Annotated in this window: 17 protein-coding genes; 8 read left to right on the top strand and 9 right to left on the bottom strand. The window is 60.8% G+C overall.

The window, feature by feature from the left end:
* Window positions 1–79: 79 nt before the first annotated feature.
* Entirely contained in the window at window positions 80–616 is a 537-nt protein-coding gene (locus tag RAE04_RS08275) for a hypothetical protein (protein ID WP_317027044.1), read from the top strand.
* On the opposite strand, the gene RAE04_RS08270 is transcribed toward RAE04_RS08275, so the two are convergent.
* From RAE04_RS08270 to RAE04_RS08255, 4 genes are all read right to left on the bottom strand, one after another.
* Window positions 613–1632 carry an LLM class flavin-dependent oxidoreductase gene (locus tag RAE04_RS08270; RefSeq protein ID WP_049378519.1) on the bottom strand — a complete coding sequence of 340 codons (1020 nt, stop codon included), beginning with the start codon at window positions 1630–1632 and terminating at the stop codon, window positions 613–615. The two genes, RAE04_RS08275 and RAE04_RS08270, sit on opposite strands and share 4 nt — an antisense overlap.
* Window positions 1633–1817: 185 nt before the next feature.
* A complete protein-coding gene (gene brnQ / locus RAE04_RS08265; protein ID WP_317027043.1) occupies window positions 1818–3218 on the bottom strand; it encodes a branched-chain amino acid transport system II carrier protein in 1401 nt (466 codons plus the stop codon).
* A gap of 202 nt (window positions 3219–3420) precedes the next feature.
* Window positions 3421–4551, bottom strand: a complete 1131-nt coding sequence (locus tag RAE04_RS08260) for a MalY/PatB family protein (RefSeq protein ID WP_317027042.1) — start codon at window positions 4549–4551, stop codon at window positions 3421–3423.
* A gap of 52 nt (window positions 4552–4603) precedes the next feature.
* Window positions 4604–6514, bottom strand: coding sequence for an ABC transporter ATP-binding protein (locus RAE04_RS08255; protein WP_317027041.1), 1911 nt, complete (start codon window positions 6512–6514; stop codon window positions 4604–4606).
* A 189-nt stretch (window positions 6515–6703) separates the two neighbouring features.
* Between RAE04_RS08255 and RAE04_RS08250 the strand changes: the two genes are divergently transcribed.
* On the top strand, window positions 6704–7252 hold the full coding sequence (locus RAE04_RS08250) for a hypothetical protein (RefSeq protein ID WP_317027040.1): 549 nt from the start codon (window positions 6704–6706) through the stop codon (window positions 7250–7252).
* On the top strand, window positions 7249–7785 hold the full coding sequence (idi, locus tag RAE04_RS08245; RefSeq protein WP_317027039.1) for an isopentenyl-diphosphate Delta-isomerase: 537 nt from the start codon (window positions 7249–7251) through the stop codon (window positions 7783–7785). Before RAE04_RS08250 ends, idi begins: the two co-directional genes overlap by 4 nt.
* Here the strand turns inward: idi and RAE04_RS08240 are convergent, their stop codons facing one another.
* The gene (locus tag RAE04_RS08240) at window positions 7786–9084 is read right to left on the bottom strand and encodes an alpha/beta fold hydrolase (RefSeq protein ID WP_317027038.1); all 1299 of its coding nucleotides are present in this window, start codon (window positions 9082–9084) and stop codon (window positions 7786–7788) included.
* A 38-nt stretch (window positions 9085–9122) separates the two neighbouring features.
* On the opposite strand from RAE04_RS08240, the gene RAE04_RS08235 reads away from it, so the two are divergent.
* Both RAE04_RS08235 and RAE04_RS08230 read left to right on the top strand, forming a co-directional pair.
* On the top strand, window positions 9123–9338 hold the full coding sequence (locus RAE04_RS08235) for a hypothetical protein (protein WP_317027037.1): 216 nt from the start codon (window positions 9123–9125) through the stop codon (window positions 9336–9338).
* Window positions 9331–9570 carry a hypothetical protein gene (locus RAE04_RS08230; protein WP_317027036.1) on the top strand — a complete coding sequence of 80 codons (240 nt, stop codon included), beginning with the start codon at window positions 9331–9333 and terminating at the stop codon, window positions 9568–9570. Before RAE04_RS08235 ends, RAE04_RS08230 begins: the two co-directional genes overlap by 8 nt.
* 37 nt (window positions 9571–9607) lie before the next feature.
* Here RAE04_RS08230 and malQ read toward each other — a convergent pair whose 3' ends face one another.
* Window positions 9608–11731 (bottom strand): 4-alpha-glucanotransferase, encoded by a 2124-nt coding sequence (malQ, locus tag RAE04_RS08225; RefSeq protein ID WP_317027035.1) that lies wholly within the window; start codon window positions 11729–11731, stop codon window positions 9608–9610.
* Between the two features lie 94 nt (window positions 11732–11825).
* On the opposite strand from malQ, the gene RAE04_RS08220 reads away from it, so the two are divergent.
* The 3 genes from RAE04_RS08220 (at window position 11826) to RAE04_RS08210 (ending at window position 16643) form a co-directional block, all read left to right on the top strand.
* A complete protein-coding gene (locus RAE04_RS08220; RefSeq protein ID WP_317027034.1) occupies window positions 11826–13658 on the top strand; it encodes a long-chain fatty acid--CoA ligase in 1833 nt (610 codons plus the stop codon).
* A gap of 252 nt (window positions 13659–13910) precedes the next feature.
* Window positions 13911–14591, top strand: coding sequence for a hypothetical protein (locus tag RAE04_RS08215; protein ID WP_005324183.1), 681 nt, complete (start codon window positions 13911–13913; stop codon window positions 14589–14591).
* 345 nt (window positions 14592–14936) lie between these two features.
* The gene (locus RAE04_RS08210; protein ID WP_317027033.1) at window positions 14937–16643 is read left to right on the top strand and encodes a hypothetical protein; all 1707 of its coding nucleotides are present in this window, start codon (window positions 14937–14939) and stop codon (window positions 16641–16643) included.
* Between the two features lie 222 nt (window positions 16644–16865).
* Here the strand turns inward: RAE04_RS08210 and RAE04_RS08205 are convergent, their stop codons facing one another.
* From RAE04_RS08205 to RAE04_RS08195, 3 genes are all read right to left on the bottom strand, one after another.
* Window positions 16866–17738 carry a hypothetical protein gene (locus RAE04_RS08205; RefSeq protein ID WP_317027032.1) on the bottom strand — a complete coding sequence of 291 codons (873 nt, stop codon included), beginning with the start codon at window positions 17736–17738 and terminating at the stop codon, window positions 16866–16868.
* Between the two features lie 227 nt (window positions 17739–17965).
* Entirely contained in the window at window positions 17966–19024 is a 1059-nt protein-coding gene (locus RAE04_RS08200) for a hemolysin family protein (RefSeq protein WP_317027031.1), read from the bottom strand.
* Window positions 19024–20418: a hemolysin family protein gene (locus tag RAE04_RS08195; protein WP_317027030.1), complete on the bottom strand. Its 1395-nt coding sequence runs from the start codon at window positions 20416–20418 to the stop codon at window positions 19024–19026. The genes RAE04_RS08200 and RAE04_RS08195 overlap by 1 nt, the downstream gene beginning before the upstream one ends.
* Window positions 20419–20564: the final 146 nt, after the last annotated feature.

Genomic DNA, 20564 nt, shown 5'->3' with positions numbered 1-20564 from the left:
GAGGGGAGGGCAAAGGAAAAGGCCACGCGCCGTCCGACCAGCGCCGAGTTAGTAGGCGAGCACGCTAGGCTAAGATTTCGTGGACGAGAGCATCGAAACCATTGAAGTACGCGCGGCCAGCGGCAGCGTGCGCCTAGGCAAGGCGGTAACGGTGGCGGTCATCATCGCCGTCGCCCTGCTTGTAATCGGTGGGGTGCTTATTTACTCGGCACTGCAGGAACCGGCTGGTACGCGCCTGCACTTCGTTTATCTCATTGCCGCGCTCATGCCACTAGGCGGGGCGCTGTGCGCCATGTTGGCGGTGGTGGCCTCAGGGCGGCGCAGGACGCGTCCGGTGCTGTGCATTGGCGAGGAAATTTCCTTACCTCGCCAGCGGACCAGTTTCGCCGCCTCCGAGCTAGAGCGCATGCAGTTCTATTCGCTCGAGCCGAGCCAAAATTTCCTTGCCCTGATTCCGCGTGAGGTACGCGTTTCTACCTTGGACGAAGCGCAGCAGTATTCGGCGCGACTGCCGGAGCAGGCGAACCTAGGCCCGCGGGAACTCGAGGAAAAACTCCGGGAACGGTTTCCCGGCGTTCCCATCGACCACTTAGGCCAGGTGCGGGCCGAAGATTAGCTCGGGGTGCCGGCTACGCGTGCCGGATCGAGCTGCCAGCCCTGCGCGAGCAGCTGCATATTCTTGATTACTTCCTCGTGCGAGCTGGACTGCAGCGAGACCATGAGCTCATCGGCCTTGGCGTGCTCTTGGAAGGTATCGAGGTAGCTGGCCACCTCATCGGCGGTGCCGACGGCGGAGTACTTCAGCATGTCTAGGATCTGTTGGCCCTGGTACGAGCCGATGATCTGCTCTACTTGCTCATCGGTGAGGTGCTTGCCGCGGCCGGCGAAGGCCTTGACGCGGTTGAAGCACACGCGCTCGTATTCTTCCTGTGCCTCTTGGGTGGTATCGGCGGCGGTGACGTTGACGCCGGCGATGACATAGGGCTTGCTAAAGCGCTCGGAAGGCTGGAAGTGCTCGCGGTAGTAGGTGGTAGCTTGCTCGAGGTGCTGCGGGGCAAAGTGAGAAGCAAAGGCATAAGGCAGGCCGAGTTTGGCGGCTAGCGAGGCGCCGAACATGGACGAGCCCAAAATATAGATCGGCACGTTGGTATTGGCACCTGGAACGGCGCTGACCCCCGGGATATAAGACTTGCCCTCGAGATAGGAGTTGAGCTCTTTGACGTCTTCGGGGAAGCGTTCGGCAGAGTGGGCGTCGCGGCGCAGGGCGCGGCCGAGGGTATTCATGTCCGTACCGGGGGCGCGGCCCACGCCCAAGTCAATGCGCTCGGGGTACATCTCCTCCAAAGTGCCGAATTGCTCCGCAATGACATAAGGGGAGTGGTTGGGCAGCATCACTCCGCCGGAGCCTAAGCGAATGCGCTCGGTCTTTGCGCCGATATGGGCGATGAGCACGGCTGGGGAAGAAGACATGATGGACTTCATATTGTGGTGCTCGGTGTACCACATGCGAGAATAGCCCAGTTTTTCTGCTTCCTGTGCCAATTCCACAGAGCGGGCGATGGATTGTGCTGGGGTCTCGCCCTCATAGATGGTGCAGAAGTCCAAGACGGAAAGATGCGCGCGTTCGGTCACGGGGGAGCCTTCCTTTTGCTTTCGGAAAATTCTGTCTAAGTTCTCTTCTTCCAACGGTACGCGCCGCCTGACTATTCCGGGCGAGGCGATACCGCATCGCCGCCGGGACCTGTTGGCATAAAAATCCCCTCCGCCTCGGCACCGTGGTTATGTGCGGAGGGGAGGGGTAAGGCAGGACTAAGAGACTAAGTCTCAGCGAGGGCATCGGCCTCCGCCGGCTCTGCCGCCGGTGGGTTGGCAGCGGCGTGCTTCTCGCCGGCCTTGGTAGAGATATCGATAACCAGGCCGATGACTGCCGCGATAGCGGTAGGAACAATCCAGCCCAAGTCCACGGACTGGCCAGGTGCCAGGCTCAAGAGGGGATCGAGAGCGTCGGCGCCCCAGCCCTGGGCGGCGATGACTGACAGAGCCGACCACAGCACCGATACCCACAGCGCCAGGCGGTAGGTCCAGTAAAAGACGACGGACTTCTTTACCACCGGCTGGATCAGGGTGAGAGCGATAAGGGAGATAGCCGGCGGGTACAGGAAGGTAATGAATGGAACCGCAATGGAGAGCACTGTATCCAGGCCTTGGAAGGCAAAGAGGATGGACAGTGCGGTAAAGAGGCAGGCCCAGACGTGGTACTTCACCTTGGGCACAAGCATTTCGAAGAAGGCTGAGGTGGAGGTGATAAGGCCCACTGCGGTGGTCATGCAGGCCAAGATGACGATGGCAGAAAAGACGGCTTGGCCGATGGTGCCCATGGTGAGATTTGCGGCGTCGGCAAGCAGGGGCGCTCCTGACTCATAGGACTGGCCATTAGGAATGGTTTGGCCTACCCACGCCAAGCCCAGATAGATAGCGGCCAGCAAAGCGCCAGCAACGAGCGCGGCGGTGATGGTGCCGTTAACCAAGGACTTTTTGGTCTTAAACCCCTTGGAGCGCAAAGAGCCAACAATCACGATGGAAAAGGCCAAGCCCGCAATGGCATCCATGGTGTTATAGCCCTCAAAAAGGCCGGTGACCATGGGGGAAGAAGCATAGTCCGTGGTAGGGGTCTGGGGATCGCGGGGATTGTTGAAAGCTGCCAAGGCGATGAGGATAACCAACAGCGCCACCAAAGCCGGGGTGAGGAATTTACCCAAGGTATCGATAATGGAATTCGGCTTCCAGGAAAGCGCTAGGGCGATGAGGAAAAAGACCACATTGAAGATGCCATTGGCCATGGTTCCTTCCCAGCCCAGCAGTGGGGTGATGGCGGTTTCCATAGAAACGGCGCCGGTGCGCGGCAGGGCGTAAAAGGCGCCGATGGCAAGGTAGGCCATCACAGAAAAAACGAGGCCGAAAAGCGCGCCGCCGTTGGAGCTCAGGTCGCGCACGGAGCGGCCAGAAATGGAGACGGCGACAATGGCTAGGACCGGAAGGAGCACGCCGGCGGCGAGGAAGCCGAGGACAGCGGGCCAAAAATTGGTGCCGGCCGAAACGCCCACCATGGGCGGGAAGATGAGGTTGCCGGCGCCGAAGAACATCGAAAACAGCATCAGCGACGCAATTACGATGGTGGCGCCGGGCTTAGAGGTGCGTGACGCAACTGGGGTAGCCATTGTGGCTCCTTAATTTTCCATGTACAGCTAGTATGCGATGAGGCTCCCGTTCCGCCGAGGGGTGGTGGCGGGGTGAGGATCGTCCTCGCGGTCCGAGGTGGCGGGTCGCGCCTGTTCGTGTAATGAGACATTACTGCCCACATGGTGAGAAATCAAAGTGTGGGGGTGATGCAGGCTACATGGTTGCCCCAGCCGCGCCGGATTAATCGAGAGCCGCGAAGGCACGCTCCATGCGGTCGAGTGCCTCTTCTAAGATCTCGCGTGAGGTAGAGAAATTCAACCGCGCATGGCCCGGGCCGCCGGTGCCAAAGGTATCGCCTTCATTAAGCGCTACCTTCGCGTTCTCCCGCAACCACTTGGCCGGCTGCGGGTTGCCGCCGATAGCGGTATCGGCAAAGTCCAACCACAGCAGGTAGGTGGCGTCCGGCTTGCTGGTCTTTAAGCCGGGGATGCGCTGAGGCAGCTCCTCCACCAACCAATCGCGGGTCTGCCGCAGGTACGCTATTTCTTCATCGAGGAAGTCGCCGCACTCGCGGTAGGCAGTCTCCGCAGCAAGCACGCCTAGAGTGCCCGTGCCATCCTTGGCCACGCCTGTGAGGCCATTCCACGTGTGTACATCGGCCGTGTTGGAGAAAATGATCTGCGCGCACTTCAGCCCGGCAGTATTAAAGGCCTTGGAGGTAGCGGTTACCGTGATGGTGCGCTCCGCGGCCGCCGCGCTAAGCGACGCCACCGGGATATGCCGCCCCTCATAGACCAGCGGGGCATGGATTTCATCGGCCAGGATGCGCGCATCATATTTTTCCGCCAGTTCTACCAGGCCGGTGAGGTAGTCCTCGTCCAAGACGCGGCCGAGCGGATTATAGGGATTGGCCAGCAAAATAGAGCCCGCGCCCGCCTGGAAGGCGCGCTCAATATCATCCAGTTCCAAGCTGGTCTCGATCTTCTCGCGGCCCGCGGTGCGTGGTAGCTCCAAAAGCGGTGGGTAGGAGGGAACCGGCACAATCACGGGGGAGTCCTTGCGGGTGAAGTACTGTACGCCGAGCAATAGGCCGCGCACCACATCGCCGATCCAGAAAATATGGTCGGAGTTGGGGCGCCAGCCATAGCGCGTGTCATAAAAATCAGCCACAGCCTCGCGCAGCCCCGAAGCCTTGGGCGCTGGGGTATAGCCAAAGGTTTCCTTATCCACCAAGTCTTCCAGCGCCTTCTTTATGGCGGGCGCGGTGGGGAAGTCGGATTCCGCAATCCAGAGCGGCAGGACGTCTTCCTCGAAGACGGTCCACTTGCGGGTTCCGCGGGCTTGCAACTCTTCTAGGCTAGGAAACTCCATGGCCATAACCATAACGTGAAGCCCGCGGCCACCCCAGCGCTTTTACGCGCTTTTATTCATCTGCGTTGTCCGCCCAGCGGGAGTCCTCCTCCACGTCTTCGGATTCGGAGGCAGAGCCGGAGACAAAACCATACTTTTTCAACCTGCGGCGGTCCGCGGCCGAGGTGGATTGGGTGAGCTTGAGTAGCTCGGCATAAATGCCACCGGATTGCGCCAGCTCGGCCGGCGAGCCCATTTCATCAATGCGGCCGCGATCCAGGGTGATGATGGTATCCACGTCCGCGATGGTGGATAGCCGGTGGGCAATAATCAGCGTGGTGCGGTCCTTCATTAATTCATCCAGGCCGGCCTGCACGGCGCGCTCGGACTTGGTGTCTAGCGCTGAGGTGGCCTCGTCCAGCACCAAGATGGGCGCGTCTTTAAGCATGGCGCGGGCAACGGAGACGCGCTGCTTTTGTCCACCGGAAAGCTTGAGGCCGCGCTCGCCAATAACGGTGTCATAGCCATCCGGGAAAGCCTGGATAAACTCATGGGCATTGGCCCGCTTGGCGACGTCTATGATTTCCTCCTCCGTGGCACCCGGCTTGCCGTAGGCGATATTTTCGCGAATGGTGCCGGAGAAGAGATAAGACTCCTGGAAGACCACGCCCACCGAGGCGCGCAGGCGCGAGGCAGTGAGATCGTCTACCCGGTGGCCCAGCACATCGAGGTGCCCCGCCGAGGGGTGGTATAGGCCCAGTAGGAGATTGACCAAAGTGGACTTGCCGCCGCCGGACTCGCCCACGAGCGCTACCTTATGGCCCTCAGCGGCCGCAAAGGAAATATCCTCCACAACGGGCTTGCCCTCCTCGTAGGCGAAGGAGACGTGGTCAAAGGAGAAGACCGGCGCGCCGGGTGTGGGCTCCAGCGGGCGTACCGGGGTGAGGTCGAGCCGCGGGGTATGCGAACCGGTGGTGGCAGCAACCAATTCGCGCGGGGCCGTGGGCTCGAGCTCTTCTTCCATTACCTTGAAGTAGTCCTTGGAACCGGCGATGGCGCGCTGGGCGGAATCGACAATCCAGCTCATCATAAAGACCGGCTGCTTCGCACTGGAGACCATCTGCAGCAACATGACCATATCGCCCAAGGAGAAATGCCCCTCGAGCGTGCGCCAGAAAATCACGCCGTAAATGCCGAGGAAGATAACAGCCATGGCCAGGCCACGGAAGGTATCCATCATGTGCCACCAGCGCGATTGTGGCTTGGTGGTATCGACCACGGTACGGTAGCGCTGAGCGAAGTGGGAGAGCTCGCGGGTTTCGCTCACGAAGGACTTAGCCACTTTGACTTGGCCGATGACCTCTGCGAAGCGGCCGTTGGCGAGGTCGATATTTTCGTTTTTGACGGCCTCAAACTTCTGCCAGCGCTTCGAGGTCAGCGCGGTAAGCCACATGTAGACCGGAAAGAGCAGCGCGAGCAGGATAGCCAGCGGCCAGTAATACCACGCGGTAATGGCCAGCACCGCGAGGGTCTGGATGATCATCGTGAAGAAGTTATTGGCAAAGGACTGCACGAACTGCGTGATATTGGCAATCGAGCGATCCAGCCGGGCGATGATCGTGCCGGTGACCTGGTTATCGTAATAGCCCTGCGGGAGGGCCAGCAGCTTGGCAAAGTAGCGCGTGGACAAAATCTCGCGCAGGCGCGAGACCATGACATCGCCGATGTAGCCGCCGATATTGCGGAAGAGGGCATTGGCGGCGTCGGCAAGAAAAAGCGCCACTGCCAGCAACAGCACCGTGCGCAGCGCATCGCCCAGTGGGGCGTCGTTCTGCAGGGCGCCCACGATGGTATCGGTGGCTTCGCGCGTCAAAAACGGCGAGATCAGTGCAACGACCGCAGTGATCGTGGCGGTCAGCAGCACGCCTAGATAAAAGGGCCACAGGGCAGAGGCACTGCGGGTAATGCGCAAAATGGAATTCATAAGTAGACCACACTCACTTCGGAACCGCGGTTAGTGCGCGGAATTAGGGAAAGAGGGGAGAGATTTAAGCGACTGCCCAGTATGCCATATGCGGCGTTAACGAGCGTAAATACTTAAGTTCAGGGAGGTTTAGGCTAAGGTACTTGTGCAGAAATACAACAATCTTCGCGTGCAAAGGATCCATCCACGGTGAAAATTTCCCACACACTCGGCGCGGGCGTGGTCAGCGTACTCGCCGTGACCCTGACCGGATGCAGCGTTCTCCAGCCGGAAGAAACCGGGCTGGGGGACAATATCACCGTCTCCAGCTCCGAAGAGGCCCCGTACGAGGCCAAGGACACCGATGATAAGGAAGTTACCTCCAACCTGGCCGAGCCGGTAGAGGATAAGGGCCTTGGTGTGAGCTGGGAGTTGCAGGGCGTGTATACCGATAGCAACTCCGGTGGCACCGTGGTGACCATCCTGCTGAAGAATGAAAACGACGTGCCCTTGCCGGTCGACGCCTTTGAAGATCCCACCCTTGAGCGCGCCGATGGCAACGGCGGCTGGGCCAAGATCAACTCCTTGCCCTATGACAAGGAATCTGCCCCAGACGTGGAGCCCCCGGGACTCGATCACCCGCTGGGCGCGGGCGCTTCGGTCAACCTGCAGTACCGCTTTGACGTGACGCCCGGCAACCTGTGGAATGCGCGCTTGCACATTGGCAACGTGACCTGGGTAGGAGACCTTAATCTATGACGGAACTTGTAGTCTTGGCCTCTGCCGCGGGTGAACCCATCGGCACCGCTCCCAAGGCCGAAGTTCATACCACCGATACTCCGCTGCACTTTGCCTTCTCCGCCTGGTTGACCTGCGGCGGCAAGGTGCTGGTAACCCGCCGCGCGCTGGGTAAGCTCACCTGGCCCGGGGTGTGGACCAATGCCTTTTGCGGCCACCCCGCACCCGGTGAGGAGACCGCAGATGCGGTGCTGCGCCGTGCTTCCTTTGAGCTCGGCATCGAACCGGCGGATCTATCCGCCCCGCGGCTAATCCTGCCGGATTTTTCTTATCGCGCGGTGGATTCCTCGGGCACGGTAGAAAATGAAATCTGCCCGGTATATGCCGTCGAGCTTGCTGCCGACGCCGCCTGGGAGCCCAACCCCGAAGAAGTAGATTCCTACCAGTGGGTCGAGCCGGAACGGCTCTTCGCCGCCGCCGATGCCATGCCTGGCGTCTTTAGCCCGTGGATGATTGATGAGCTAGCGGACGAAAAGCTACGTGCTGCGCTGTAATTAAAGCTCGTCGTCGTTGTAGAAGGCTGCGGCCACGTAGTCCAAGGTGGCATAGGCTAGGCGGCGCTCGCCTGTATCTAGGTCAAATTCCAGCACCTGGTGATCATCGCCATAGTTGGGGAATCCGGGCTCACCGGTGGTGGCAAAATGGCGTAGCCACTCGTTGAGCTCTTCGGCGGGGGTTTCCTCGCCGGCCTCGTTCCCGCTTCCGCCAAACAGCGGGCCCAATTCCGCACAATGCACCGCAGGGGAATCAGTGCGCGTAAACTCCATCATCCACGTCGGGCCCGGGGAATGCGCGGCCACCTGGGCGGTCCAACGGCGCACTGCGGCATCACCGATGAGTCGGCCCATCGGCCGCTGCGGGTCCACGTAGTGCGCCAATTGCCGCCACTGCTTGAAGCGCCCCTGCGAAATCCCAAACTTGGGTGAAAGGTAGCTGGTAATAAAGCCCGCCAGTGCCATCTTGTCAATGCGCTGGGCTTGGGGCATGTCATAGAACTCATCGCGGGTAGACGTCACCACGATAGGGATATCCGCCAATTCTTCGGCGCGCAGTGGAGCAGGGCCCAAGGCGACATCGAAGCGATATTTCTTGCGGAATTTGGCATACCCCTTGGCCAGCGATTCCGGGTCCATCTTTTCTAAAGCCTCGCGCGTTACCGGCACGCCGAGGGCCTTGCGCAGGTCGGTGACGCGGTACTCAAAGCGGTCGCGCGGGAAGGCCGGCGAGAGCGCCAGCACGCGGCGGAAACCTCCCCGGAAGTGATCGCGGCGTGCGAGCCACAGGCTTATCGCCGCCCCGGCGGATTGGCCCACCAAGGTGATATTGGTCTTATCGCCACCAAAGGCCTCGATATTGTCCTGTAGCCACTCCAAGGCCAAGAGGCAATCATCGATGCCGCGGTAGCGGTCCGCCTCGTCGCCGTCGAAGCGCGCAAAGCCGGCCAAGCCCACCCGGTAACCCACGTTGACCTGGATTACCCCGTGGCGGGCATTCTTTTCCCCAGACAGCCGCGGATCCTCGTGCGAGCCGTGCTCAAAGCGCCCGCCGTGAATATAGACCACGACGGGGCAGTCGTTGGCATCGGCAGGAGTGGTAATGGACAAAGCGATATCTGCTGGGTGCGGCTCGCGGGCATCCTGGTCGCGAGTGCCTTGGAGCGGCTCGGCAGGCGAGTAGGGGCTGGGGATGGTGCTATAGCGCACCGAATGGAAATAGTGCAGGCCATCTCGGCGCACGCCGGTGATCCGGCCGGAAGCGGTGGCGACGGTAACGGGAATCTGGGCGCTTGACATGTCAGCCAGACTACCGCGAGCAAGTAGGATAAGTAGCCATGGAGTGGTTGACAAGCTTGGGCAGCACGCTATCGCAATTGTTGGTGCAAGCGCCCGTGTGGATTCAAATGGTCATCGTGGTGGCCATCGCCGTGCCACTCATGGTGATCGTAGCGTGGTGCCTGATGTGGGGTGTCGATTACGTAGCCAACCGAGGCAAGCGCATGATTTCCCAGCGGCGCAGCCGCAGCACTAAAGTAGACCACCATGGCTGAGGAAAATAACGAGCGCGCACGACAAGAGCGCGCTGAGCTGCGCGCTAACCCCCGCGAGGGCCTGTGGGACCCCGAAGCAAAGCGCGACGGCCAGTCATCCGCCTCGGCGGCTACGCCTGGTGCACAGCCCGTAAAGCGCAAGCGCGCCCTGCCTAAATCCCGCGTCTCTCTCACACTGTGGACGATGATCGCGCTGGTCATCGTCGTCGCCCTCATTGGCCTGTGGACCTAAACCCGCTCCACCGCCGTACCAGCGCCTAGGCCCAGCGTTAGGCCTTCCGGCTGGTGGCCTCTAAGCGCTGGAAGAATTCCAGACTAGGAAGATCCTCAATGAGCAGGGGAGCGCCGTTGGTATCACATAGCGGCACGCACCAATTGGGATAAAGATCGTTCGTGGTACCTGGCTGATTTTGTGCGCGCACATCACCCACCATGTCCACCAAGCTGGTGCACGCGAGAGCCGAAGGTGTACCTGCGATATAGCGATGCAGCGCTACGCTTATATCCTCCTCCGCGCCGCGAGAAGCGCGCTCATCCGGATCTACGAGGTAATCGCGCTGCGGCAAGAGGCCGCGATCCGCCACGGTGCCGAGTACACGGGCCTGCCACTCGATGTCATCGCGCTGCTCGTCCTCCACCGATCGGGTCAGCACGCCTAAGCGCGCGCGGAGCGAAATATGATCGCCGCGCAGGTAGGCCAAGGTCGGTGGCAGATCGTGCGTATTGACCGAGGACAGCGCCAGCTTGCGGTACTTGTCCTGCGGCAGCGGGGAGTAGTTATCAACGTCGCGTTCAAACCACACGATGGATGTTCCCAATACGGCCTTGTGGGCGAGGACGTCTTGTACCCATGGCTCCACGGTGCCGAGGTCCTCACCAATGACCACCGCGCCGGCGCGCTGCGCCTCTAGGGCCAAGATGCCCACCATGGCCTCAAAGTCATAGGAGACATAGGTACCCGTCAGCGGGCTGGCCATGCGCGGGATCCAATACAGGCGGAAAAGGCCCAAGATGTGGTCCACGCGCACCCCGCCGGCATGGCGCAGCACGGTGGAGAGCATGTCGCGCCACGGAGCGTAGCCCGCCGCCGCAAGGTGCTGCGGGTGCCACGGCGGCTGCGACCAATCCTGCCCCTGCTGGTTATAGTCATCTGGCGGCGCGCCCACCGAGCACTGCGGTGCCAAGTATTCGGCGAGGTTCACCGCATCGGCACCACTCGGGTGCACACCTACGGCAAGGTCAGTCACCAGGCCCAGGCGCATGCCGGCATCGAGTGCGCGCTGCTGCGCGGCGGCTAGCTGCTCATCGCACAGGAACTGTAGCCAGGAATAAAAGCGCGTGAGCTTGTCCATGTCCAGGCCTTCGGCATGGCGCTGGCCCGACTGCGCGGCGGCGTCTTGTTGCGCGCACCAATACGCGAAATCGCGCAGGCCACGGCCCTCCTCGCGGGCGTAGCGCACGAAGGCCTCTTCGCGCTCCGGGGAGGGCTGGTAGTTAAAGAGCTCGCGCAGCACCTGCAGTTTGGCCTCAAAAATGGTGTCGCGCTCTATTTCTTCGGCGCTGCGGTTGCGCTGGCGAAACTCCTCCGCCAGTTCGCGTACATCATCCTGTAAGTCCTCCGGTAGGAGCTTGAGCTCCGGGATGGATTCGATGTGCAAGTAGAGCGGGTTGATAAAGCGCCGCGTGGTGGGCAGGTACGGCGAGTCCTCGACCGGTGGTAGCGGTTCGGCGGCATGTAGCGGGTTGACCAGCAAGAAATCCGCGTGCGGGGCCAGCGTCTCTGCTAGCTGCCCCAAATCCTGAAAATCGCCGATACCCCAAGAAGACTCCGAGCGCACCGAATACAGCTGCGCCATCACGCCGCTAATGGGGCGCTCCACAAACTCATCGGCCGTAGAAAGGCGCGCCGGGGTGATAATTAGCGGGCAGGCATGCTTGTCGATGCCCCCGGACTCCAACACCAGCTCGTGGTATCCCATGGGCAGATCGCCGGGGATGTGGAAGCTCGCCTCGCCCCAAAGCGTGCCATCGACGTTCGCGTCCGGGGCATCATTGGGATCCTGGTAGACCTCGCGGGTGCCTCCTTCCTCCAACTCAATGTGTACGTTGGCAGCATCGCCCGCGTGCACGTGGACCACGAAACCGCGCTCTTGGCCTTGGGGCGCGACAACGCAGTGGGGTAAGGGCTGGGAGGAGCGGTCCAGGTAGTCGTCGTAAAGCAGCTGCGTTAGCGCCGCATCGTCCGGATTGTCATCGATGGCCACGCCCAAGGCGCGCAGGGTATAGGCAATAGTGTCATCAGCGACGTGGACGGGGAAACCAGACTGGGAGGTATAGCTGGTGGCCACACCGTGGCGCTGGGCGAGTTCTTCAAGCAAGGCGCGGGTAGTCACAGGCCACATTGTGCCACGGGTGCAACGCGCCCGCTGGGGAACAGATTGGTACAGTAGGCGGAGATTAATAATTAGCTGTTCGAAAGGACACCGCGTGACCCTGCAAGAAGTCCACACCCCAGCCCAATTTACTATCGAGCCGGGCGAAACCTGCCTGACCGCCCTGATGGACACCGCGAAGAAGCGCCCTAATGGCGTCATGTTCACCCGCCCGGCTAACTACGAGTGGGTTAATGTCATGGGCAAAGAATTCATCGATGAGGTCTTTGAAGTAGCCCAGGGACTTATCGCCTTGGGCGTGCAGCAGGGGGATCGCGTCGCTCTCATCTCTGCTACCCGTTATGAGTGGTCCCTGCTGGACTTTGCCATCTGGGCTGCGGGTGCCGCCTCGGTGCCGGTCTATCCCTCTTCTTCTGCCTCCCAGGTGCGTTGGATCATTGAGGACTCCGGTGCCGTGCTCGCCATTACCGAAACCCGCGAGCACTCCGAATTGGTAGAAAACCTGGTCTTGCAAGAAGACGGCGAGCCCAATCTCAAGGGCTCTCCCTCCCAGCTGCGCCGCGTCCTAGAAATCAACTCCTCCGCCATTGACACCCTTAAGTTCGAGGGCCGCGGCGTGGCCGCCGAGGAGGTCTACGCCCGCATCAAGGCCACCTCCACCGATGATCTGGCTTCCTTGGTCTATACCTCGGGTACTACCGGACGCCCCAAGGGTTGCATCCTCACCCACCGCAACTGGCTAGCCCAGACCCGCGGCCTGTGCACCAATCCCATTGGTATCTTTGCCGTCCCGGGCAGCCATACCTTGACCTTCCTGCCGCTGGCACACGTCTTTGCCCGCGCGGTATCCATTGCGGTAGCCATGCGTGGTGCCTCCCAGAACCACTGGTCAGACTTTTCCACCATTTCCATCGAGTTTGCCCGCTCCCGCCCGAACGTCATTTTGGGTGTGCCACGCGTCTTTGAAAAGGTGCGCAATTCTGCTGCTGCTAAGGCGGCTGATTCTGGCATCAAGACCCTGCTCTTTGAGCAGTCCGAGAAGATCGCCATCGAGTACTCCAAGGCTTTGGATAAGCCGGAGGGCCCGGACCGCCTGCTGAAAGCCAAGCACAAGGTCTTTGACAAACTGGTGTACTCCACCATCCGCAATGGCGTGGGGGGCAACGTGAGCTACTGCATTACCGGTGGCTCGGCCATGGGCCATGACCTGCTGCACTGGTACCGCGGTATCGGCATCCCGGTCTATGAGGGCTATGGCTTGACCGAGGTCGCCGCCGCGGCCGCGGTGGACTTTGTAGACCAGTCCATCGGCACCGTTGGCCCGCCGATGGGTGGCGTGACCTTCCGCATCAACGATGAAGGCGAAATCTGCATCAAGGGAGATATCGTCTTCCACGGTTACTGGAATAATCCAGAAGCCACGGCCGAGGCCCTCGAGGATGGCTGGTACAACACCGGCGACCTGGGCGAGATTGATGAAGACGGCAAGCTTGTTATCACTGGCCGCAAGAAGGACCTCATTGTCACGGCCGGCGGCAAGAATGTCTCGCCTGGCCCGATGGAGGATATCCTGCGCGGGCATCCTCTTATCTCCCAGGCCATGGTGGTAGGCGATGGTAAGCCTTTCGTTGGCGCGCTGCTGACCCTGGATCCGGACATTTTGAAGCGCTGGAAGCTAGACCACAATATTCCGGAGAATCGCTCCATGCGCGAGCTGGCCACCGATCCGACCCTGCGCGCAGAGCTGCAGGACGCCATCAACCAGGTCAATGCCACCGTCTCCCATGCGGAGGGCATCAAGAAGTTCTACATCCTCGAATCTGACCTTACCGAGGAAGAAAACGAGCTGACCCCCACCATGAAGGTCAAGCGCAACGTGGTTTCGCAGCGCTACGCCGCAGCCATCGAGCACCTGTACAAGCGCTAGGCTGCGCGACGGGTACACCCGAGGGAATTCCCTCGGGTGTTTCTTTATGCCCTGCTTGTCGACGCCCCCTTCTGCAGCTCACCCCACCATCCTCACCCCAGTGCGGGCCAACCTGCCATAAACCTGTGAATGGCTTCGGAGTGTCGCGCGCTCGCGGCGGCGGATCTCGCATAAAGTCATGAGGCGTTACAGCAAACCTCAACCTCTACTAGAGGTTAGAAATGAGACCGTGGAAGGAGTGGCTCGAAGCCAATGCACAAAATCGCCGCCGAGCTGCGCCACCGCGAGCTTACGCAAGAGATTTACAATATCGGCGACGAAGTCGCAGAGTACCTCGAGCACCTCATTGAAGCCATCGAGGATTGGGACGAAGAGTTGTGCATGGATTGCCTGGCTGAGCTAGGCGATATCGTTGAAGACGCCCGCGTTGACTCCGGCCGTTGTGTAGGCGAGCTGATGGGCCTGCGCCAAGCCCTGGTCTCCGGCGTGCGCTCCGGCACCATTTCCGCCGCTTCTTCCGGCGTGAACGACGTGGAAGAGCCGGAACAACTTACCCCGCGCCTATTGGACGAGCGATTCCCCATCTCTAAGCCCATCGTGGTGCACGAGCTGGCCGAGTCCCTGCGCTCTCGCACCCAGGCCGTGGCGGATTACCTCCGCGAGGTAGTCGAGTACGTGCTTGCGCAAACCGACGCCGTGGCCCGCAACCTCGACATGGTCTCGCTGCCGCACTTGTACAAGCGCACCGGCGAGTCCGCCCTCATTGCGGTCCAAGCGTGGAAGCACACGGTGCTGGATACCCACCCGGCCTATGTGCGCACTATGCGCGGGCATAACCCACCGCAGTTCCTAGAAGAGCGCGCCCGAGTTGCCGCGGTGGTGGAAAAGGTCCGCGCTAAGCGCGAGGCGGCCCGTCGGGCTACAACTGCATAAACCACATAGACTTCCTTGTTTTACGCAAGGGGATGTTCACGGCCACCGAGATTCCCTCTCTCGGTGGCCGTTGAAGTCTTTCTGCGCTAGGGTGCCCCAATTCGGGGAAGCATTTAGGGAAATTTTAGGTTAACAGCCGTTCCATATAACTTTTGTTATGCCTGTTCAGCGGCTTGGGTGCTATATCCAGCGGTATTGTTGCTGAATCAACCTTAAAATCTAAGTAGAAAATACTCTCAACGCGCTGTAGGGTAATCCCCGTCCAAGCGAACGCCGTGACCTAGCACCATCCACACGCGGCGCGCGCAATCACATTCTTTAACCACATCTACAGGGAGTTAAACCATGGGCGCACGCCGAACTTCTCGCCTCATTGCCAGCGCAGTGGCCGTAGCCACCTTTTCTTCCATTACCGTTGTTCCTACCGCCGTCGCAGCCGATGACACCACCTTCGTCGAAGAAAAGACCACCGACGATACCGTAAGCCTCAACGGCATCGAATTCGATGAGGACGGCAACCTGCTGGAGGAAAACAACGCCGGCGATAAGGCGATGGAAGAACTCGACGCAGAAGAAGACGCCGCCGAGTCCATCACCCCGTACGCCGTAGACGGCGCGGAGGAGACCGCCGAGGCTCCGGCTTCCGAGGAGTCTGCAAAGCCAACTACCCTCGAGGAACTCGCACAGACTGAGGCCTCCAACGGCGACGTCAACGTCAAGGTGGTCAAGGATGAGCAGAAGGACAAGCTCGTCTGTGAGGTCACTGATGCCCCTGACAAGGAAGGCAACCTGCTCGACCTCAAGCTTGCCTTGGCTAAGGCCTTCTACGATGGCGGCGAGAAAATTATCAAGACCGTCTGGGAAGTCATCCCGGTTGTCGGTGACCTGGTTCCGTCCGACTTCATTGACAAGATTTCCGGCAAGACCTGGGACGGCATTGCCAAGCTGGTCAAGGAAGGCGAAAAGGACAAGACGGTTACCTGGGACCTCTCTCGCGCCCAGGGCATGGCCATCGGCCGCATCGACAACGCCGATGCCGACGTTGATATGAACAACCCGGATGCCGCTAAGAAGACCGTCTCCGGCCTGCTTAAGTTCGCCGACGGCGTGTTTGGCAAGGGCACCACAGTAATCCTGAAGCTCTTCAATGCAGCCGTTACCATCGCGGGCCTGGTTCCTGGCGCGGGCGTAGCTGGCGACTTGAAGCTGAGCAAGGACCAGCAGAAGAGCATCGAAGACTCCCTGAACAACATCTCCACCGCAGCTTCCGATCTCGCGGCCGTGAACGCCCCGGCTGGCCAGCTGTGCTCCGATATGCTCAACGGTAAGAAGACCAAGGACCAGCCTTCTGAGGAGCCTTCCTCCGAGGAGACCACTTCCGAGGAAGCTACTTCTGAAGAGACCACTTCGGAGGCTCCGGCTTCTGAGGATGCTACCTCTGCAGAGACTACCCCGTCCGAGTCCGCAGAAGAGACCTCTACTGAGGAGACCTCTGCAGAAGAAGCGGCCACCGAAGAGCCGACCTCTGAGGAATCCACCGAGCCTTCCACTACCGAAGCCGCAGTTGTTCCAGGCCAGGACGGCGTAGATGGTAAAGACGGCCAGGACGGCGTAGATGGTAAGGACGGCCAGGACGGCCGTGACGGTCGTGACGGCCGTGATGGTATGGATGGCGAGAACGGCCGCGATGGCCGCGATGGTCGCGATGGCAAGGATGGTCGCGATGGCAAGGATGGCCAGGACGGTAAGGACGGCCGCGACGGCGAAGACGGCCAGGATGGTCGCGATGGCCGCGACGGCGAAGACGGCCAGGATGGTCGCGATGGCCGCGACGGGCGTGATGGGCGTGATGGGCGAGACGGACGTGACGGCCGCGATGGCATCAACGGTAAGGACGGCAAGGACGCAGACATGTCTTCCGTCGCAGGGTTCTCCTTCCTGGCTGCACTCGTAGGCGGCGGCACGGTGCTGGGCATCCTGTCCACCATTGACTACCTCTACACCCACGGCATGCTGCCGAAGAACAGCGTCCCATGGCGCATCAACCAGTAAGACCTTCCTGTTGAGGCATTAGCTGGAAACAGAAGAGCCTCCGCGAGCATATGCTCGCGGAGGCTCTTCCTTATTGCGGGCGAAGTTTCGGTGGATTCTCTTGCGAGGCATTCGCCATCGTCCGCCCTTCGCGCTCACCGGCGCAGCGGATTCCGCGGCGAAAGCGCCGCTGGTGAGCGCGAAGGGCGGGGTAGAGGAAGGCGGGAGGCAGGAAGCGTGGACTTAGGCAGAACGCGCAGCTTTTTGTCTGGCGGTGATGGTGGAAATGAGGTCGTTCAGGAAGCAAGTGGGGTGGTCGATGAGCTGCCGAGGGGTATAGCAGAGAACGGTGAAGCCGGCCTCGCGCAGACGTCGGTGACGCTCACGCTGATGGGCAGCCGCCTTCGCGGGGATTATGTCGATGAGGTAGGCGTTGTTGATGCATAGGGCGGTCGTGATGTCGGGCAACGCGGTGAACGACGCCTCGAAGAACATGGGCCAGGGGAAATCGGCCTCAATGAGGAGGGCGCGGGCGAAAGACTCGTAGGGAGAGCGAGAAAGAGGTGAGGCGTGGTGGATTATGGCGCGGACGATGCGGCTATTGCGCACCCGGCCCATGTGGGCAAACTCTTCCTTGATATCTTCCCGGCTGAGGCCGGAACGCAAAGCCGAGTCGGCGGCGATGAGGCCGTCGGTGAAGCCGTGGTAGCGGGCGACGTCGATAACCGCGCGGGCCTTGGAAACGCAGCGGGTGCCGTCCACGAGAACGGGCTCGGGAAGGGAAGCCTTGCGATAAATGCGCTCGGGATGGCGGCGGTCCTTGTGGGGAAGCGTATTGGTGGGAAGGGCCATTTCAATTTTTTCCTCGGCTGTGGCGATGACCCACAGTCCGTGCACGCGGGCGGCGGACTTGGAGATGAGCACCGCCGTATAGGCGCTGCGGGCGGCGGCGATGGCGCGCAGGCGCAGCTGGGAGGGGAAGTCGAGGCAACGGTAGTGATCGCGCCGGACTGCGATGCGCGGTGCGAGTTTGAGGTAGGTGCCGTTTTTCAGGTCGGTCCAGAAGGTGGGGTGGTTGGCGCGGATGGAATTGATATTGGTCAGTGGCGGTGTCATGCCTCCTAGGAAAGGGCACGTTGCCGGCCGGCGCGAGGAGGTGGCGGCCGGGCCTGTGGATAACAAGGCCGCAGGGAAAGGCGAGTGAGCGAAGTGGCGGCTGGGAAAGTTACGGCCACAGTTATCCACAGTCGGGGGCAACAGCCCTTGCGAGTGGGTGCAAAACGGCAAAGCCCGCGCCGGCCACAAAGAAGCGGGCGCGGGCGCGGGCGAGGACGCGGCAGGAACTAGACGGCCGGGGGAGGGGTGACCTTGTCTAGCTGCTCGGTAATCTGCGGCCATAGCTGGCCCATGATGTCATCCCAGGTAAGGATCCATACGGCATTGTCCTTATCGGCCTTGCCCACCATGACGAGCTGTTCATTGCGCGCACGCATGTGGTCCAGAGTCTTCTGGACGGTGGTGGAAGAAGACACGGACAGGGCAGGGCGGGAGAACTCGAGTACCGGAGTCTCCGGCTCGGCCAGCAGGGTATCGCGCACGTGGACCACGCGCGGGACGCGGGAGTCCTTAGGGAAGACCAGCACGCGCATGATGTTCTTGCGCACAACGAGGTCTTGGAGGTCTTCCACGGTGGCGTCGGAAGGCAGGGGCACTACCTCAGACCCGTGCTCGCGAGCCATGGCACCAACGGTGGAGTTTTCCAACTCGATGACATCAGAAATCTGGTTAGCAGACTCATCGTCCAACGCACCGGTCTCGCGGGAGTGCTCGACTAAGGTGCGCAGGGTCTCGGCATCATAGCCGGCCGCACCGGCGCGGTCGACGGGCTCTTCGCCAGCCAGGGACACCATTTTGTTGGCCATTATGTTTATCCACTTCAGCAGCGGGCGGAAGATCCACACGAAGCCACGTGCGGGGACCGCGATGAACTGCAGGGCGGTCTCCGGGTGGGTAATAGCCCAGGACTTCGGCGCCATCTCACCTAGAACAAGGTGGAGGAAGGTGACGATGAAGAGCGCGAGGAGGAAGCTAACGACGTCGGCAATGCCCAGCGGCAGGCCCGCGGCCTCCAGCGGTGCCATGAGCAGGTGGTGCACCCAGGGCTTGGTCACAGCGCCTAGCACGAAGGTGGCGGCGGTAATGCCCAGCTGCGCGCCGGCGAGCATGATGGTCAGCTCATTGAGCGAGCGCAGGCCGGCGCGGGCGGTGCGGGAGTTTTCCGCATCCTCTTCCAAACGGTTGCGGCGAGCGCCCATCAAGGAGAACTCGATAATCACAAAGAAGCCGGAAGCGGCGATGATGAGCAGGGTAACGAGGAGGTTAAACCACCAAGATTCGGTCATTATGCATCCTCCTTCTCATCGTTGTCATCGGAGTGGTCGGAGTAATCCTCCACCAGCTCGATGGCAAGGACGGACGGCACGTGTCGGTCCACCTCTTGCACCCGCAGGCGGATGGATCGAACGGGCGCCTCATCGTGGTCCACCCAGTCATCTGGCTCGGCTTCGAGCTGGATGGTGTGTTCCTCGCCTACCTCAGGCAGCGCACCGGAGTGGGCGATGATGAGGCCAGCGACGGTCTCGAAGTCGCCCTCAGGCAGGTCGTGGCCGATGGCGCGCTCGATCTCATCAATCGGCGTATCGCCGTCGACTAACCAGTGGGAATCGTCCTGTTCGGTGATTTCCTCGGTTTCTTCGATATCGTGCTCATCGGTGACATCGCCCAAGATTTCCTCGGCCAAGTCTTCCATGGTCACGATGCCTACGAAGCCACCGTATTCATCGATGACACAGGCCATCTTTTGGTCACTATCGCGCAGCTCGTCCACCACATCCGGCAGCGGCATCAGCTCAGGGACCACCACGGGTTCCTGCATGATACTGGTGGCCTTGGTGGCGGCGGGAAGGTCGCTTCCCAGGACATCGATAAGATGCACCACACCCACCGGATTATGTTCGTCATCGATGACGGGGTAGCGCGTGTGGTCGGTAGACATCATCTTGCGGACCTCACCGAGGGTGGTGTCCGGATCAATGACGTCCACGCGGGAGCGCGGGATCATGGCGTGCTCTACGTCGTGCTCAGGGAAGTCCAGCAGACGGTCTAGCACCATGTAGGTATTTTCATCCAGATCGCCAGCCTCGTGGGAGGAATCCACGATGGATTCCAGGTCATCGGCGGTGGCGGAGGAGTCTACGTCTTCTACCGGCTCGATGCCAAAGACCTTGAGGATGGCATTGGAAGAATACTCAAAGAAGTGGATGAGCCAGCCGCAAATCCGCAGGTAGATTTGCGTGGATGCGGCCAGCCAGCGCGCCGTCTTCATGGGGGCGGCGATGGTGTAGTTCTTGGGGAAAAGCTCCGCGAAGAGCATGGTTGCAATCGTGGAGATGAAAAGCGCCGCGATGGTGCCCACGGTGACAGACACCGCGGACGGAACACCGACGCCGCCGAGTAACGTACCTAGTCCCTGGCCTACGAGCGGCTCCGCGACATAGCCGATGAGCAGGCCGGTAATCGTAATACCAAGCTGCGCGCCGGAGAGCATGAAGGAGGTCTGCTGGGTAATAGCCAGCGCGCGCTGCGCTGTTTTATCCCCCTCAGCAGCCTGGGTCCGCAGCTGTGTGCGGTCCACGGACATGAAAGAAAATTCCTGGGCCACGAAGTATGCATTCGCGACGATGATGAGGCCGATGACTACGAAGCCGGCCAGGATCATCACAATAGCCGATAACATGATTTACTCCCCACCGCCTAGAAGGAGGTAGGGACATCGACTCGGAGGTTCCACTGAGGGGGCCTTTCTACTTGGGAAGATGGAAATATATTACATGCTTAACCCCGCTTTCGGCCATTTTGTTCCCCTCCCTATTAGGGTTTTAT

This window comes from Corynebacterium sp. CTNIH16, from assembly GCF_032821655.1.
In the GTDB taxonomy this organism is placed as follows: Bacteria; Actinomycetota; Actinomycetes; order Mycobacteriales; family Mycobacteriaceae; genus Corynebacterium; species Corynebacterium marquesiae.
The sequence above is the reverse complement of the archived record's forward strand: the minus strand, read 5'-3'. Positions and strand labels throughout refer to the sequence as shown.